This window comes from Stenotrophomonas sp., from assembly GCF_032066555.1.
Classification (GTDB): domain Bacteria; phylum Pseudomonadota; class Gammaproteobacteria; order Xanthomonadales; family Xanthomonadaceae; genus Stenotrophomonas.
Genome location: NZ_DAMBKV010000004.1, coordinates 307,068 through 321,356 on the forward strand (window position 1 = coordinate 307,068; position 14,289 = coordinate 321,356).

The window sequence follows — 14,289 nt, forward strand, 5'->3', positions numbered from 1 at the left end:
CCATGAGGCATTACTTCCTGTCCTCGCCGTCTAGGTAGCCCGGGTAAGCGCAGCGCACCCGGGGAACGGGATACTGGGGGGCCTGAATTTGCTGCCGGGAGCCCTGGGTGCGCTGCGCTTACCCGCGCTACAGGGTCGTTGCCTGTCCCTGTCTGGCTACGGCGGTCAGACGTGAGGTGTGGGGCCTGCCAGCTCAGCCCGGGTCAGTCGTCGGCTGAAGTCAGGCGGCGACAGGCCGGGGGCGAACAGGAAGCCCTGGCCAACCGGCACGCCGAGCCCAAGCAGGAACTGGCGCTGCGCTTCGGATTCGATGCCTTCGGCCACCAGTCCCAGGCCAAGGCTGCGGGCAATGCCGCAGACAGCCTCGCAGACAGCGACATCGGAGGGATTGTCGGGCACGCCACTGATGAACAGCTGGCTGAGCTTGAGGCCGTGGATGGGCAGGGTGCGCAGGTAGTTGAGCGCGCTATAGCCCTCGCCGAAGTCATCGATGGTCAATACCACGCCCATCGCGCGCAGCTCGGCAAAGGTGCGCAGGGTAGCCGGGGCATCCTCGATCAGTACCCGCTCGGTGAACTCCAGCTCCAGCGCGCTGCCGGGCAGGTGATAGTGGTCCAGCACCTCACGCACCTGGCGGGCCAGGCGGTCGCCACTGAACTGGCGGTAGGAGACATTGATTGCCACCCGCATCAGGCCCAGGCCTTCGCGCTGCCATTCGCGGACCTGCCGGCAGGCCTGATGCAGCACCCATTCGCCGATGCGGACGATGTCGCCGGTGTTCTCCGCATGGCTGATGAAGATGTCCGGGCGCAGCTCCCCCAGCTGGCGGTTGCGCCAGCGGATCAGCGCTTCGCAGGCGATGATCTGGCCGCTGCGCAGGTCGACCTGCGGTTGGTAGACCAGCCGGAATTCGTCACGGTCCAGGGCTTTGCGCAGGCGTCGTTCGATCTGCAGGCGGTCGCGCTGGCGACGCGCCAGCTCGGGCGAGAACAGCTGCCAGCCATTGCGATCGCGCCGCTTGCATTCGTACATGGCCAGGTCGGCGTTCTGGATCAGCTGCTGCGGGCGCACGCCGTCCCTGGGCGCGCGGGCGATGCCGATGCTGGTGGTGACCGGGAACTCGTCCTTGCCGAATTGGAAAGGGGGAATGAAGGCGCGGGTGATCGCCTCGGCCAGTTTCTCCGGGCGTCCGGGCAGGTCGCGGGCGTCGCAGGTGACAACGAATTCATCGCCGCCAAAGCGTGCCAGCAAGCCTTCGGTACCAATGGCGTCGGCGATGCGGCGGGTGGCTTCGATCAGCAGCAGGTCGCCGGCGTTGTGGCCAAGCACATCGTTGACGGTCTTGAAGCGGTCCAGGTCGATGTAGAGCACTGCCACTTCGGCGTGCGAGGGATTGCCCAGCCGCGCTTCGAGGTCGGTGAGTGCCGCGTCGCGGTTCATGATGCCGGTCAGGGGATCGGTACGCGCCTGGTTCTTGAGGGTCTGCTCGGCGTGCTTGGGCTCGGTGATGTCCTGCAAGGTACCGGCGATGCGGGTGGAGGCGAGGTCGCCGGGCTCGACCTCGCCGATCATCCGTACCCAGAAGCTGTGGCCACTGGCGCGCTGGCCCTGCAGTTCCAGTTCAAAGCCGGTGTGTTGCTCGACCACCTGTTCCATTGCCTCCTGCAGTTGCAGCCGCGACAGGCTGTTCAGGCAGGCCAGCAGTTGATCCAGATCGGTTGGCGCTGATTGCTGGCCCAGGATGCGCTGCGCTTCGCCGGTGAGGTACAGGTGCTGCTGGCCACGGTCCCACTCCCAGCCACCGATATGGGCCAGCGATTGGGCGCGGTCAAACAAGGCGTGGTCGCGCTTGAGTTCGGTGATGTCACTGAACAGGCAGAACACGTGGTCCGGCAGGTCGCAGCCCGCCGAGAACACCGGTACCGTGGTGATCGATATCCAGATCATCCGCCCGTTGGGGCGGTGGTACAGGCCGATGATGGTGCTGGGAATGATCCGGCCTTCGGCGAAGGCGCGGCTTACCGGCCATTGCTCGGGGCGGAGGCGCCGGCCATGCTCATCGACACTGATCCACTCGTCATTGTTCAGTGGCACCTTGGCCGGGGCAGCGCTGCCCAGGTTGAAGATGCGGTGTGCGGCAGGGTTGGCCGAGATGATGCCGAGGTGGCGATCAAACAACATCACCCCCTTGTCGATGGACTCCAGCAGCAGGCGATAGCGGGTTTCGGCCTGCCAGCGCCGGCTCAGGTCGCGGGCGACGGCAACGATGCAGTGTTCGCCATCGTGTTCGATGGTGGCCGAGTGCACTTCCACCGGGAAACGGCTGCCATCGCCGCGCATGTTGGTGACTTCCACCACGTAGGTTTCGCCACGATTGAGGGTTTCCCAGACCGGCTCCAGGTGGTCGGCAGGCAGGTCCGGATTGAGCAGTTCGATGGGCTGGCCGATGATCGCTTCGCGGGTGCGGCCATAGGCCCGGACCCCGGCGCTGTTGACGTCCAGCACCACGCCGGTGGCGCTGAGGATGCTGACCGGGTCGGGTACCGCGTCGAACAGCGCGGCATAACGGCGTTGGGCAACGCGCCGCTCGGCCATGGCCTCGGTCAAGGCCGAGCGTGCAGCCAGCAGCGCCTGTTGCAGGGCCAGTGGCAGCGGCTGCTGCAATGCATGTTCCAGTCCAGCCAGCGCGTCGACATGCGCGGCGCGATGATCGCCGTCGTCAGATACACCCAGCTGGCTGGTTCCGGTCATGACACTGTCAAAGCCCTGCCTGTCTTGCTGCCTGTCTGCCGGCCCAGTCGTTCTGCGAGCCAGTTCCCCGTAGCGGCCAACGCCGGTAGATCCACGCCGGTACGCATCCCCATGCCGTGCAGCATGTAAATAACATCTTCGCTGGCGACATTACCACTGGCGCCGCGCGCATAGGGGCAGCCGCCGGTGCCGGCCACCGCCGAGTCCACCACCCGCACGCCGTCCTCCAGGCAGCTGGCGATATTGGCCAAGGCTTGGCCATAGGTGTCATGGAAATGCACCGCCAAGGCGGTCACCGGCACTTCGGCAGCCACCGCCTGCAGCATCGCGCGGGCCTTGAGCGGGGTACCGACACCGATGGTGTCGCCCAGTGATATTTCATAGCAGCCCATGGCGTGCAGGCGAGCAGCCACGCGGACCACGTCGGCCAACGGCACTTCGCCCTGGTAGGGGCAGCCCAGTACCGTGGAGACATAGCCGCGCACGCGCACGCCATCAGCCTTGGCACGGGCCAGGATCGGCTCGAAGCGCTGCAGCGACTCGTCGATGCCGGCATTGGTATTGGTGCGGTTGAACTGCTCCGATGCCGCAGTGAACACGGCAACCTCGCTGACGCCTACCGCCAGGGCACGTTCGTAACCCTGTTCGTTCGGCACCAGTACCGGGTAACTGATGCCGGGCTTGCGCTGGATACCGGTAAATACCTCGGCGGCGTCGGCCAGCTGCGGCACCCATTTCGGACTGACGAAGCTGGTGGCTTCGATGCTGCGCAGGCCGGTAGCCGAGAGCCGGTCGATCAATTCGATCTTGTCGGCGGTGGCGACCTGCTGTTTCTCATTCTGCAGGCCGTCACGCGGGCCTACTTCAACGATGCGGACGAAATCATTCATGGAGCGGTCTTTGGCTGGAAGAGGGCGCGGGTTGGGCTGGAGCGCAGATTACTTCGCCACCCAGCGCGGGGGGCGCTTCTCAAGGAAGGCCGACAGCCCTTCGCGGCCCTCATCGGAGGCGCGCAGGGCGGCAATCAGGCCCGCATTGGCGCGGTCCAGTCCGTCGCGGTCACCCCCGGCGGCATGGACCTCGCGGACCAATACCTTGGCTGATGCGGCGGCAATCGGACCGGCCTTGCCCAGCAGGTTGAGCTGGGTCTGCACGGCGGCGTCCAAGGCATCGGCGGCCACTACCTGGTGAACCAGGCCGATCTGCTGTGCGGTAAGGGCGTCGAAATGCTCGCCGGTGGCGAACCAGCGCCGTGCCTGGCGTGGGCCGATTGCCGCAATCACGTAAGGAGAGATGACCGCGGGCAGCAGGCCGAGCCGGCTTTCGGTCAGCCCGAAGCGCGCGCTGTCAGCGGCAATGGCGATGTCGCAGCAGGCCACCAGGCCGACGCCGCCACCGAAGGCGGCGCCCTGTACACGGGCGATGGTCGGCTTGGGCAGTTCGTCGAGGGTGCGCATCAGCCCAGCCAGTGCCAGTGAGTCGATGCGATTCTCCTCCTGGCTGGCGGTGGCCATCGCCCGCATCCACTGCAGGTCGGCGCCGGCGGAGAAGGACGGGCCGGTACTTGCCAGTACCACGGCTCGAACGCCCGGGTCGGCGCCCAGACTGGACAAGGTCTCGGTCAACGACTGGATCAGTGCCGCGTCGAAGGCGTTGTGCAGGTCCGGTCGGTTCATCGAAAGGGTCGCTATCGCGCCCTGCTGCTGCACGAGCAGTGCATCGCTCATTGGTAATGCCTGTTTTAACGGAAATCCGGCGAATCATAGCGGTGCAGGGGTGGGACGCCATGACGCAGCGCGGCGATGCTAGAATTGATAACCATTCTTATCAACTCTACATAGGCGCCCATTCAGTGACGTTGTCAGATTTGCCGCTGCATGCTTCAGCGCGGGTGGAAAGCGTTCAGGACCTGCATGCGAACGATGCCATTGCGCGTCGTCTGCGCGAACTCGGCTTTGTGAACGGGGAGGAGGTCCGCTTGGTCGCACGTGGCCCGGTGGGCGGTGAACCGCTGCTGTTCCAGGTGGGCTTCACCCGTTTTGCGCTGCGTCGTAGCGAGGCCGCACGGGTCCAGGTCAGCGCACAGGGAGCACAGGCATGAGTACCGCGATCGCCCGGCTGGCGCTGGTAGGTAACCCGAACAGCGGCAAGACCGCACTGTTCAACCAGCTCACCGGCAGCCGCCAGAAGGTGGCCAATTACACCGGCGTCACCGTGGAGCGCAAGGAAGGCCGCATGCGCGGACCGTCCGGGCAGGAATACGCGGTGCTGGATCTGCCCGGCGCCTACAGCCTGCATCCGGCCAGCCTGGATGAGGCCATCACCCGCGATCTGTGCCGGGGCTTCTACCCGGGCGAAGCTGCCCCGGATGCGCTGATCTGCGTGATCGACGCCACCAACCTGCGCCTGCACCTGCGCTTCGCGCTGGAAGTGCGCGAGCTCGGCAAGCCGATGGTGGTGGCGCTGAACATGGTCGATGCAGCACGCAAGCGCGGCATCGAGATCGACGTGCCGGCGCTGGAGAAGGCGCTGGGCGTGCCGGTGGTGGAAACCGTCGCGGTGCGCCACAACGGGGCACGCGCGCTGGTCGAGCGCATCGACGCGCTGATGCCGCAGCTGGACGCCATGCCGGTACATGCGGTTGAGCCCGGTACGGACTACCACGTGCAGGTGCGCGATATCCTGGCGTCGGCCGTGCGCATGCCAGCGCCCACCGCCAAGGTGGATGACGCGTTGGACCGCTGGTTGCTGCACCCGATCTACGGCCTGCTGACCCTGGCGGTGGTGATGTTCCTGATCTTCCAGGCGGTGTATGCCTGGGCGACGCCATTGATGGATGGCATCGAGGCAGCCTTTGGCTGGCTGGGGCCGGTGGTGGCGGAGAAGCTGCCGGAAGGGCCGCTGAGCAGCCTGCTGGTGGACGGCATCATTGCCGGTGTCGGCGGCGTGCTGGTGTTCCTGCCGCAGATCCTGATCCTGTTTGCATTCATCCTGGCATTGGAGGAGTCGGGCTATCTGCCGCGCGCTGCCTTCCTGCTGGATCGGATGATGGCCTCGGCCGGTTTGTCCGGGCGCTCGTTCATCCCGCTGCTGTCGAGTTTCGCTTGCGCGGTGCCGGGCATCATGTCCACCCGCTCGATCCAGGATCCGCGGGATCGCCTGGCCACCATCCTGGTGGCGCCGCTGATGACCTGCTCGGCGCGCCTGCCGGTGTATGCGCTGCTGATTGGTGCCTTCATCCCGGCCAAGACCGTGTGGGGCGTGTTCAACCAGCAGGGGCTGGTGTTGTTCGCCCTGTATGTGGCCGGCATCCTCAGTGCACTGGTGATGTCGTGGACGATGAAGAAGTTCCGTCGCGACAAGAGCGAGCACCCCTTGATGCTGGAGCTGCCGTCCTACCGCCTGCCCAATCCGCGCGACCTGCTGGTGGGTCTGTACGAGCGCGCGATGATCTTCCTCAAGCGCGTGGGCGGCATCATCCTGTCGCTGACCATCCTGCTGTGGTTCCTGCTGTCCTACCCGGGTGCGCCGGAGAATGCGACGATGCCGGCCATCGATTACAGCTTCGCCGGCCAGATCGGTCATGCGATGGCGGTGATCTTCGCCCCACTGGGTTTCAACTGGCAGATCTGCATTGCCTTGATTCCGGGCATGGGCGCGCGCGAGGTGGCGGTGTCTTCGCTGGCCACGATCTATGCCTTGTCGGCGGCCGATGACGACGCAGCCATCCAGGCACTGACCCCGGTGATCAGCGATGGCTGGAGCCTGGCGACCGGCTTGTCGCTGATGGTGTGGTTCATCTACGCGCCGATGTGTATCTCCACCTTGGCCACGATCAAGCGTGAGACCAACTCGTGGAAGCAGATGGCGTTTGCCACCGTTTACCTGTTTGGTGCGGCGTATCTGGCGGCATTTGTGACCTACCAGGTCGCCGTGGCCTTGGGGGCGGGCTGATGGACAAGGGGCTGCTGCTTCAGTACCTGATCATCGCTGTGGCGGTGTTGGTCAGTGCCTGGGTGGTGCTGAAGAAGCAGTTCCCGGGCGTATTGCGCAAACTGCGAGGCCTGCTGGCGCTATGGCTGGTCAGGCCGCAGCGTTCGCCGCGGTTGCAGGCCTGGGGGCGCCGATTGGCGCCGCCGGCGACCAATAGCGGCGGTGCGTGTGGTGGCTGCAACAGCTGCGGACCAAGCGAGCCCAAGCAGCATTGAACACATGGACGACGCCGGGGAACCCCGGCGTTGTTGCATTCGCGGACGGGATGATCGGGCGACACGCGGTAGTGAAGGCCGAATTTGACAGTGTCGTGGTCCGGGCGAGCCAAGCGCACCCGGGGCTCTTGGCTGACAGCTGAAAGGTCAGGCGATCCTCGCCCCCCGGTGCGCTGCGCTTATCCGGCTACGATCCTGCGCTTGCCCGGGCTTGAATCCTGTCCGCGCAGTGCCGGGCAATTCCGCCTTGCTGCCTGCCTCGTTGGCAGCGGGGCAGGGCTTGGCTACACGGCGCGTGCGGGCTGTACACTGCGGCGATTGCAGGAAGCAAACAGGGGGAAAGGCATGAGGTCATTGCTTGGCGTTGTGGGGCTGGTGGTGGTGCTGGCCGTGGGCGGATCGATCTATCTGCATGGCGGCAACAAGATCACGGAATCGCAGGTGCGCGCTCTTTACCTGCGCGCCGATCAGGCGCTGGCGGCGGCTGATGACAAGCCGCTGTGCGAGATGCTGTCAAAGGATTACGTGCAGACTACGATCACCAAGACCGAAACCGAGCAGGTCGAACAGCGCTACGACAGGGCGCAGTACTGTGCTTCGCTGGTGGAGAGCATGGGCCAACTGCGCCAGTTCCGGGAAGCCTTTGGCGGTCGCATGCCGCTGCGTTACGAGCAGAAGGTAGACAGCATCAGCATAGCCAGCGATGGTCGTTCGGCTGAGGTCGAGGTTTCGGCCATTGTCGAAATGGCTGGCATTCGCATGGTCAGCCGGGGGCGTGACACCGTGGAGCGCAGTCGTTGGCGCACTTACGTCACTGGCAGTCGCGCCACCACCCACGTCGGCAGGATGTAAACGCGCGCTGTGCGCTTGTGTGTTGGGCATCCGAGGCGTTAGCGTGCGGGCATGAATACGACTCCAACCCGTTTGCTGATCCACGGTGCCTCCGGGCGCATGGGCCAAGCCCTGCTGCGTCTGGCGGCAGAAGACTCCTCGTTGCAGGTGGTGGCCGCAGTAGTGCGCAAACCGCCGGCACAACGCGTGATCGAGGGCATCCCGCATTTCGCTGCCAGCGAGCTGTCCGGGGTGCCGGCCTTTGATGTGGCGATCGATTTCAGTCTGCCCGAAGGTTTCGATCCGATCCTGGCGCTGTGCGTGGAGCGTGGTGTGGGGTTGGTCTCCGGCACAACCGGCATCAGTGATGTGCAGCAGGCGGCGCTGGTCGCAGCCGCGGGCGGCATCCCCCTGGTGTGGGCGACCAATTTCAGCCTGGGTGTCGCCGTGTTGGCCGAACTGGTGGAGCGGGCAGCGGCGGCATTGCCGGGCTGGGACTGCGACATCATCGAGTCCCATCACGTGCACAAGAAGGACGCACCCTCCGGTACTGCGTTGACACTGGGGGAGTCGGCCCAGCACGGCGGCGCGGAACCGCGTTATGCCAGTCTGCGTGCTGGCGACATCATCGGCGAGCATTTCGTCCAGTTCACCGGGCTCGGCGAGCGGGTGGAGCTGGTCCATCGGGCCACCAATCGGGACATTTTTGCGCGTGGGGCCCTGCATGCGGCCAAGCAGCTGCGCCAGCGCAGTCCGGGGCAATACCGGGTGAGGGACTTGGTCGGGACGTCCGAGCAGGCCTGAAATGGCTGAATGCGGAACACATTCCGTCCGGAACGTGGCTTCTGTAACCACTGAACAGCTGAAGGAAAGCGCACGGGGCGCTGGCGTTGGTGCCCCCTTGCCTTTACAATTCCGGCTCGCCGAAACACGTTAGCCGGACCGGTTCCCAGACCGCCGTCCGCGCTTTTTTGCAACCGGTTTTTGACCGTGAACGCAGGCGTGGCTTCGGAGTCCCCCGGTAGCCAAAGTGAGATTCCCGTGACCCAAGCCGCAATTCTCGTGCTCGAAGACGGCACCGTATTCGAGGGCGAATCCGTAGGCGCGCCCGGCCTATCCGTGGGTGAGGTGGTGTTCAACACCGCCATGACCGGTTACCAGGAAATGCTGACCGATCCGTCCTACGCCCGGCAGATGATCACCCTGACGTACCCACATATCGGCAACACCGGTATGAACGACCAGGACGACGAAGCCTCCAAGGTATGGGCATCGGGCCTGATCGTTCGCGATGTGCCGCGTCGCCCGAGCAACTGGCGCAACCAGGTGTCGCTGCAGGATTGGTTGATCCAGCGCGGCGTGGTGGCGATCTCCGGCATCGATACCCGCAAGCTGACCCGCATCCTGCGTGAGCGCGGCGCCCAGAACGGCGCGCTGATGGCTGGCCCCGACATCGATGTCGAGAAGGCGCTGGAAGCCGCCCGCAAGTTCCCCGGCCTGAAGGGCATGGATCTGGCCAAGGTGGTCAGCACCGACAAGTCCTACGGTTGGACCGACGGCCAGCTGGACCTGGACCGCAACGAATTCGTGCGCGCCGAACCGAAGTTCAAGGTTGTGGCCTACGACTTCGGCGTGAAGACCAACATCCTGCGCATGCTGGCCGAGCGTGGCTGCGAGTTGACCGTGGTGCCTGCCCAGACGCCCGCTGCCGAAGTGCTGGCGCTGAAGCCGGACGGCGTGTTCCTGTCCAATGGCCCGGGCGATCCGGAACCCTGCGATTACGCCATCAGCGCGATCAAGACCTTCGTCGAGCAGAAGATCCCGACCTTCGGTATCTGCCTGGGCCACCAGCTGTTGGGCCTGGCCGCAGGCGCCAAGACCATGAAGATGGGCCACGGCCACCACGGTGCCAACCACCCGGTGCAGGACATCGACGACGGTCGGGTGATGATCACCTCGCAGAACCACGGCTTCGCCATCGACGAAAGCGTGCTGCCGGCGAATGTGCGGGTCACCCACCGCTCGCTGTTCGACCAGACCATCCAGGGCATCGCGCTGACAGATGCGCCGGCGTTCTCCTTCCAGGGCCACCCGGAAGCTTCGCCGGGTCCGCGTGACGTGGCACCATTGTTCGACCGCTTCATCACCCTGATGGAAGGGGCCAAGGCGTGAGCAAGGCGCGCTGGCTGATGTTGCCGGCGCTGCTGGCCACCTCGGTGGCCAGCGCGGCGCCAGTGACCGCGCAGGAGATCCGCGATCTGCTGCCGCTGACCGGCTTCGAACGCATGGGCAATGATGCGGCCACGTCGATGCTGGCCAGTGTCGCGCTCTTCCAGCAGTTTCCAGCAGCACAACGCGAATGCATGGCCACGCCGATCGGCGAGGTGCTGAATGAAGCACTGGTGGATCGCCTGGTCGCCAATCTTGGCAACGATGGGCAGCAGCACCTCAAGCGCTGGCAGACGTTCTATTTCAGCCAGGGTGGCAAGCGCATGGTCGCCAGCCAGCGCCAGATGATGTACGGCACGGCGTTGCCTGCCGAGTTCGAAGGCGAGCCCAGTGAGCTGGAGCGCAAGCAGGTAGGTGAGTTCATGGCCAGCGGCTCCTATGAAGCATTGGGCGCCGTGCTTGCGGAGCTGGGCGACATGCCCGATGGCCTGCCGCTGCGCATGAGCGAGCGCATCCAGAGCCAATGCGGTGTCACGATTGATCCAGAAGAGTTTTCCTGATCGACAGCGTGCGATCACTTCCCCCAGACACGCTGTACTGACTTAGAGAAGAAAATGCCAAAGCGCACCGACCTAAAAACCATCCTGATCATCGGCGCCGGCCCGATCGTCATCGGCCAAGCCTGTGAGTTCGACTACTCCGGCGCGCAGGCGTGCAAGGCGCTGCGTGACGAGGGTTACCGCGTGGTGTTGGTGAACTCCAACCCGGCCACGATCATGACCGACCCGGAGATGGCCGACGCCGTCTACATCGAGCCGATCAACTGGCAGACGGTCGAGAAGATCATCGACAAGGAGCGCCCCGACGCGCTGCTGCCGACCATGGGCGGCCAGACCGCGCTGAACTGCGCGCTGGACCTGGCTGACCACGGCGTGCTGGAGAAGTACAACGTCGAGCTGATCGGTGCCAAGCGCGAAGCCATCCGCATGGCCGAAGACCGCGAGCTGTTCCGCGTGGCGATGGGTGAGATCGGTCTGGAATGCCCGACCGCCGCCGTCGCCCACACGCTGGAAGAGGCGCTCGAAATCCAGACCCGCGTTGGCTACCCGACCATCATCCGTCCGTCCTTCACCCTCGGCGGCAGCGGCGGCGGCATCGCCTACAACCGCGAAGAGCTGATCGAGATCGTCGGCCGTGGCCTGGAACTGTCGCCGACCACCGAAGTGCTGGTCGAAGAATCGGTGCTGGGCTGGAAGGAATTCGAGATGGAAGTGGTTCGCGACACCGCGGACAACTGCATCATCGTCTGCTCGATCGAGAACCTCGATCCGATGGGCGTGCACACCGGTGACTCCATCACCGTGGCGCCGGCACAGACCCTGACCGACAAGGAATACCAGCGCCTGCGCGATGCCTCCATCGCCGTGCTGCGCAAGATCGGCGTGGATACCGGCGGTTCGAACGTGCAGTTCGGCATCAGCCCGACCACCGGCCGCGTGGTGGTGATCGAGATGAACCCGCGCGTGTCGCGTTCCTCGGCACTTGCCTCCAAGGCCACCGGCTTCCCGATCGCCAAGGTCGCCGCCAAGCTGGCGGTCGGCTACACCCTGGACGAATTGAAGAACGAAATCACCGGCGGCCTGACCCCGGCCTCGTTCGAGCCGTCCATCGACTACGTCGTCACCAAGATTCCGCGTTTTGCCTTCGAGAAGTTCCCGGCCGCCGACGCGCGCCTGACCACCCAGATGAAGTCGGTGGGCGAGGTGATGGCGATGGGCCGCACCTTCAAGGAGTCGCTGCAGAAGGCGCTGCGTGGCCTGGAAACCGGCAAGGTCGGCCTCGACCCGACTGAGCTGGACCTGGGCAATGCCGACGACGTCGCCACCATGAAGCGCGAGCTCAAGGCCCCGGGCCCGGAGCGTCTGTTCTACGTGGGCGATGCGTTCCGCACCGGCATGAGCGTGGAAGAAATCTACGGCCTGTCGCACATCGACCCGTGGTTCCTCGACCAGATCGAAGAGATCATCGCTGACGAAAAGCAGGTCCATGCCGAAGGCATCGATTCGCTGAACGCAGCGCGCCTGCGCAAGCTCAAGCGCGCCGGTTTCTCCGACGCTCGCCTGGCACAGCTGACCGGCACCAACGAAGCGGCCATCCGTGCGCTGCGTCGCGCCCACAAGGTGCGTCCGGTCTACAAGCGTGTTGACTCCTGCGCCGGCGAGTTCGCCACCGGTACCGCCTACCTGTATTCGACCTATGAGGACGAGTGCGAGGCCGCACCGAGCAACCGTGACAAGATCATGATCCTGGGCGGTGGCCCGAACCGCATCGGCCAGGGCATCGAGTTTGACTACTGCTGCGTGCACGCCGCGCTCGCCCTGCGCGAGGATGGTTTCGAAACCATCATGGTCAACTGCAACCCGGAAACCGTTTCGACCGACTACGACACCTCCGACCGCCTGTACTTCGAGCCGCTGACGCTGGAAGACGTGCTGGAGATCGTCGAGCTGGAGCAGCCCAAGGGCGTGATCGTGCAGTACGGCGGGCAGACCCCGCTGAAGCTGGCACGTGCGCTGGAAGCCAATGGCGTGCCGGTGATCGGCACCTCGCCGGACTCCATCGACCTGGCCGAAGACCGCGAGCGCTTCCAGCAGCTGGTCGAGAAGCTCGGCCTGAAGCAGCCGCCGAACCGCATCGCCCGCAACGACCAGGAAGCCCTGCTGCTGGCCCGCGAGATCGGCTACCCGCTGGTGGTGCGCCCGAGCTACGTGCTTGGCGGCCGTGCGATGGAAATCGTCTACAGCGAAGCCGACCTGGCCCGCTACGTGCGCGACGCGGTCAAGGTGTCCAACGATTCGCCGGTGCTGCTGGACCACTTCCTCGACGCCGCGGTCGAAGCCGACGTCGACATCATCTGCGACAAGGACGGCAAGGTCCTGATCGGCGGCGTGATGGAGCACATCGAAGAAGCCGGCGTGCACTCCGGTGACTCGTCCTGCTCGCTGCCGCCGTACTCGCTGTCGGCTGAAACCCAGGCCGAACTGCGTCGCCAGGTCACCGAGCTGGCCAAGGCACTGCAGGTCGTCGGCCTGATGAACACCCAGTTCGCGATCCAGGCCGATGCCGATGGCAAGGACGTGATCTACCTGCTGGAAGTCAACCCGCGTGCCTCGCGCACCGTGCCGTTCGTGTCCAAGGCGACCGGCATGGCGCTGGCCAAGATCGCCGCCCGCTGCATGGCCGGCAAGACGCTGGCCGAGCAGGGCGCGACCAAGGAAATCGTGCCGGACTACTACTCGGTGAAGGAAGCCATCTTCCCGTTCGCCAAGTTCCAGGGCGTCGATCCGATCCTCGGGCCGGAGATGCGCTCCACCGGTGAAGTGATGGGCGTTGGTCGCACCTTCAGCGCCGCGTTTGCACGTGCGCAGGAAGCCGGCAGCATCAAGACCCCGCCGGTCGGCAAGGTCTTCATCTCGGTACGCGACGCAGACAAGCAGCGCGTGATGCCGGCGGTGCAGGGCCTGGTCGAACGTGGCTACTCGCTGGTCGCCACCCGCGGCACCGCTGCCTGGTTGCAGCAGCACGGTTACACCTGCGACGTGGTCAACAAGGTGGTTGAAGGCCGTCCGCACATCGTGGACAGCATCAAGAACGGCGAGATCGTCTACATCGTCAACACGACCGAAGGTCGTGCAGCGATCAACGACTCGTTCTCGATCCGCCGCGAGGCACTGCAGAACCGCATCACGTACTCCACCACCGTTGCTGGCGCCAAGGCGCTGGTACAGTCGCTGGAGTTCCGTGGCACCGGTCCGGTGTTGTCGTTGCAGGAACTGCACAAGGAGTTGAATGCATGAGAGCCCCCATCACGATGAAGGGCGCCAAGCGCCTGCGTGACGAACTCGATCACCTGAAGTCGGAAAAGCGTCCCAAGGTCATTGCCGCCATCGCCGAAGCACGCGAGCACGGTGACCTGAAGGAAAACGCCGAGTACCACGCCGCACGCGAAGAGCAGGGCTTCATCGAAGGCCGCATCAAGCAGCTGGAAGGCGAGCTGTCGCACTCGGAAGTCATCGACATCAGCAAGCTCAATGCTGGCAGCAAGGTGGTGTTCGGCGCGACGGTGACCCTGGCCGACGTGGAAACCGATGAAGAGAAGCGTTACCAGATCGTCGGTGACCTGGAAGCGGACATCAAGCTGGGCTTGATCGCCATTTCCTCGCCGGTGGCGCGTGCCCTGATCGGCAAGAACGAGGGCGACGCCATCGCCATCGATGCGCCGGCTGGCCAGCGTGAGTACGAAATCGTCAGCGTCGAATACCTCGACTGA

12 protein-coding genes are annotated in these 14,289 nt (G+C 64.9%); 9 read left to right on the plus strand and 3 right to left on the minus strand.

Annotation, left to right across the window (positions count from 1 at the left end; all coding sequences use genetic code 11):
* Positions 1 to 165 precede the first annotated feature (165 nt).
* From RT131_RS08070 to RT131_RS08080, 3 genes are read right to left on the minus strand one after another with little or no spacing between them, the layout of a single operon-like run.
* Positions 166 to 2,751: an EAL domain-containing protein gene (locus RT131_RS08070; RefSeq protein ID WP_313171864.1), complete on the minus strand. Its 2,586-nt coding sequence runs from the start codon at positions 2,749 to 2,751 to the stop codon at positions 166 to 168.
* Positions 2,748 to 3,641, minus strand: a complete 894-nt coding sequence (locus tag RT131_RS08075) for a hydroxymethylglutaryl-CoA lyase (protein WP_313171867.1) — start codon at positions 3,639 to 3,641, stop codon at positions 2,748 to 2,750. Before RT131_RS08075 ends, RT131_RS08070 begins: the two co-directional genes overlap by 4 nt.
* A 48-nt stretch (positions 3,642 to 3,689) precedes the next feature.
* On the minus strand, positions 3,690 to 4,478 hold the full coding sequence (locus RT131_RS08080; RefSeq protein WP_313171869.1) for an enoyl-CoA hydratase-related protein: 789 nt from the start codon (positions 4,476 to 4,478) through the stop codon (positions 3,690 to 3,692).
* Positions 4,479 to 4,603: 125 nt separating this feature from the next.
* Here RT131_RS08080 and RT131_RS08085 point away from each other — a divergent pair, with 125 nt between their 5' ends.
* The 9 genes from RT131_RS08085 (at position 4,604) to greA (ending at position 14,289) form a co-directional block, all read left to right on the plus strand.
* Entirely contained in the window at positions 4,604 to 4,852 is a 249-nt protein-coding gene (locus RT131_RS08085) for a FeoA family protein (RefSeq protein WP_313171925.1), read from the plus strand.
* Positions 4,849 to 6,705: a ferrous iron transport protein B gene (gene feoB, locus RT131_RS08090; protein WP_313171871.1), complete on the plus strand. Its 1,857-nt coding sequence runs from the start codon at positions 4,849 to 4,851 to the stop codon at positions 6,703 to 6,705. Before RT131_RS08085 ends, feoB begins: the two co-directional genes overlap by 4 nt.
* Positions 6,705 to 6,959 carry a DUF6587 family protein gene (locus RT131_RS08095; protein WP_313171873.1) on the plus strand — a complete coding sequence of 85 codons (255 nt, stop codon included), beginning with the start codon at positions 6,705 to 6,707 and terminating at the stop codon, positions 6,957 to 6,959. The genes feoB and RT131_RS08095 overlap by 1 nt, the downstream gene beginning before the upstream one ends.
* 345 nt (positions 6,960 to 7,304) lie before the next feature.
* Positions 7,305 to 7,811: a hypothetical protein gene (locus RT131_RS08100; RefSeq protein WP_313171875.1), complete on the plus strand. Its 507-nt coding sequence runs from the start codon at positions 7,305 to 7,307 to the stop codon at positions 7,809 to 7,811.
* 51 nt (positions 7,812 to 7,862) lie between these two features.
* Positions 7,863 to 8,594 carry a 4-hydroxy-tetrahydrodipicolinate reductase gene (gene dapB, locus RT131_RS08105; protein WP_313171877.1) on the plus strand — a complete coding sequence of 244 codons (732 nt, stop codon included), beginning with the start codon at positions 7,863 to 7,865 and terminating at the stop codon, positions 8,592 to 8,594.
* 237 nt (positions 8,595 to 8,831) lie between these two features.
* On the plus strand, positions 8,832 to 9,962 hold the full coding sequence (gene carA, locus RT131_RS08110) for a glutamine-hydrolyzing carbamoyl-phosphate synthase small subunit (RefSeq protein ID WP_313171879.1): 1,131 nt from the start codon (positions 8,832 to 8,834) through the stop codon (positions 9,960 to 9,962).
* Positions 9,959 to 10,519 (plus strand): hypothetical protein, encoded by a 561-nt coding sequence (locus RT131_RS08115; RefSeq protein WP_313171881.1) that lies wholly within the window; start codon positions 9,959 to 9,961, stop codon positions 10,517 to 10,519. Before carA ends, RT131_RS08115 begins: the two co-directional genes overlap by 4 nt.
* 54 nt (positions 10,520 to 10,573) lie before the next feature.
* Positions 10,574 to 13,816 (plus strand): carbamoyl-phosphate synthase large subunit, encoded by a 3,243-nt coding sequence (carB, locus tag RT131_RS08120; RefSeq protein ID WP_313171882.1) that lies wholly within the window; start codon positions 10,574 to 10,576, stop codon positions 13,814 to 13,816.
* Positions 13,813 to 14,289, plus strand: coding sequence for a transcription elongation factor GreA (gene greA, locus RT131_RS08125; RefSeq protein WP_313171883.1), 477 nt, complete (start codon positions 13,813 to 13,815; stop codon positions 14,287 to 14,289). The genes carB and greA overlap by 4 nt, the downstream gene beginning before the upstream one ends.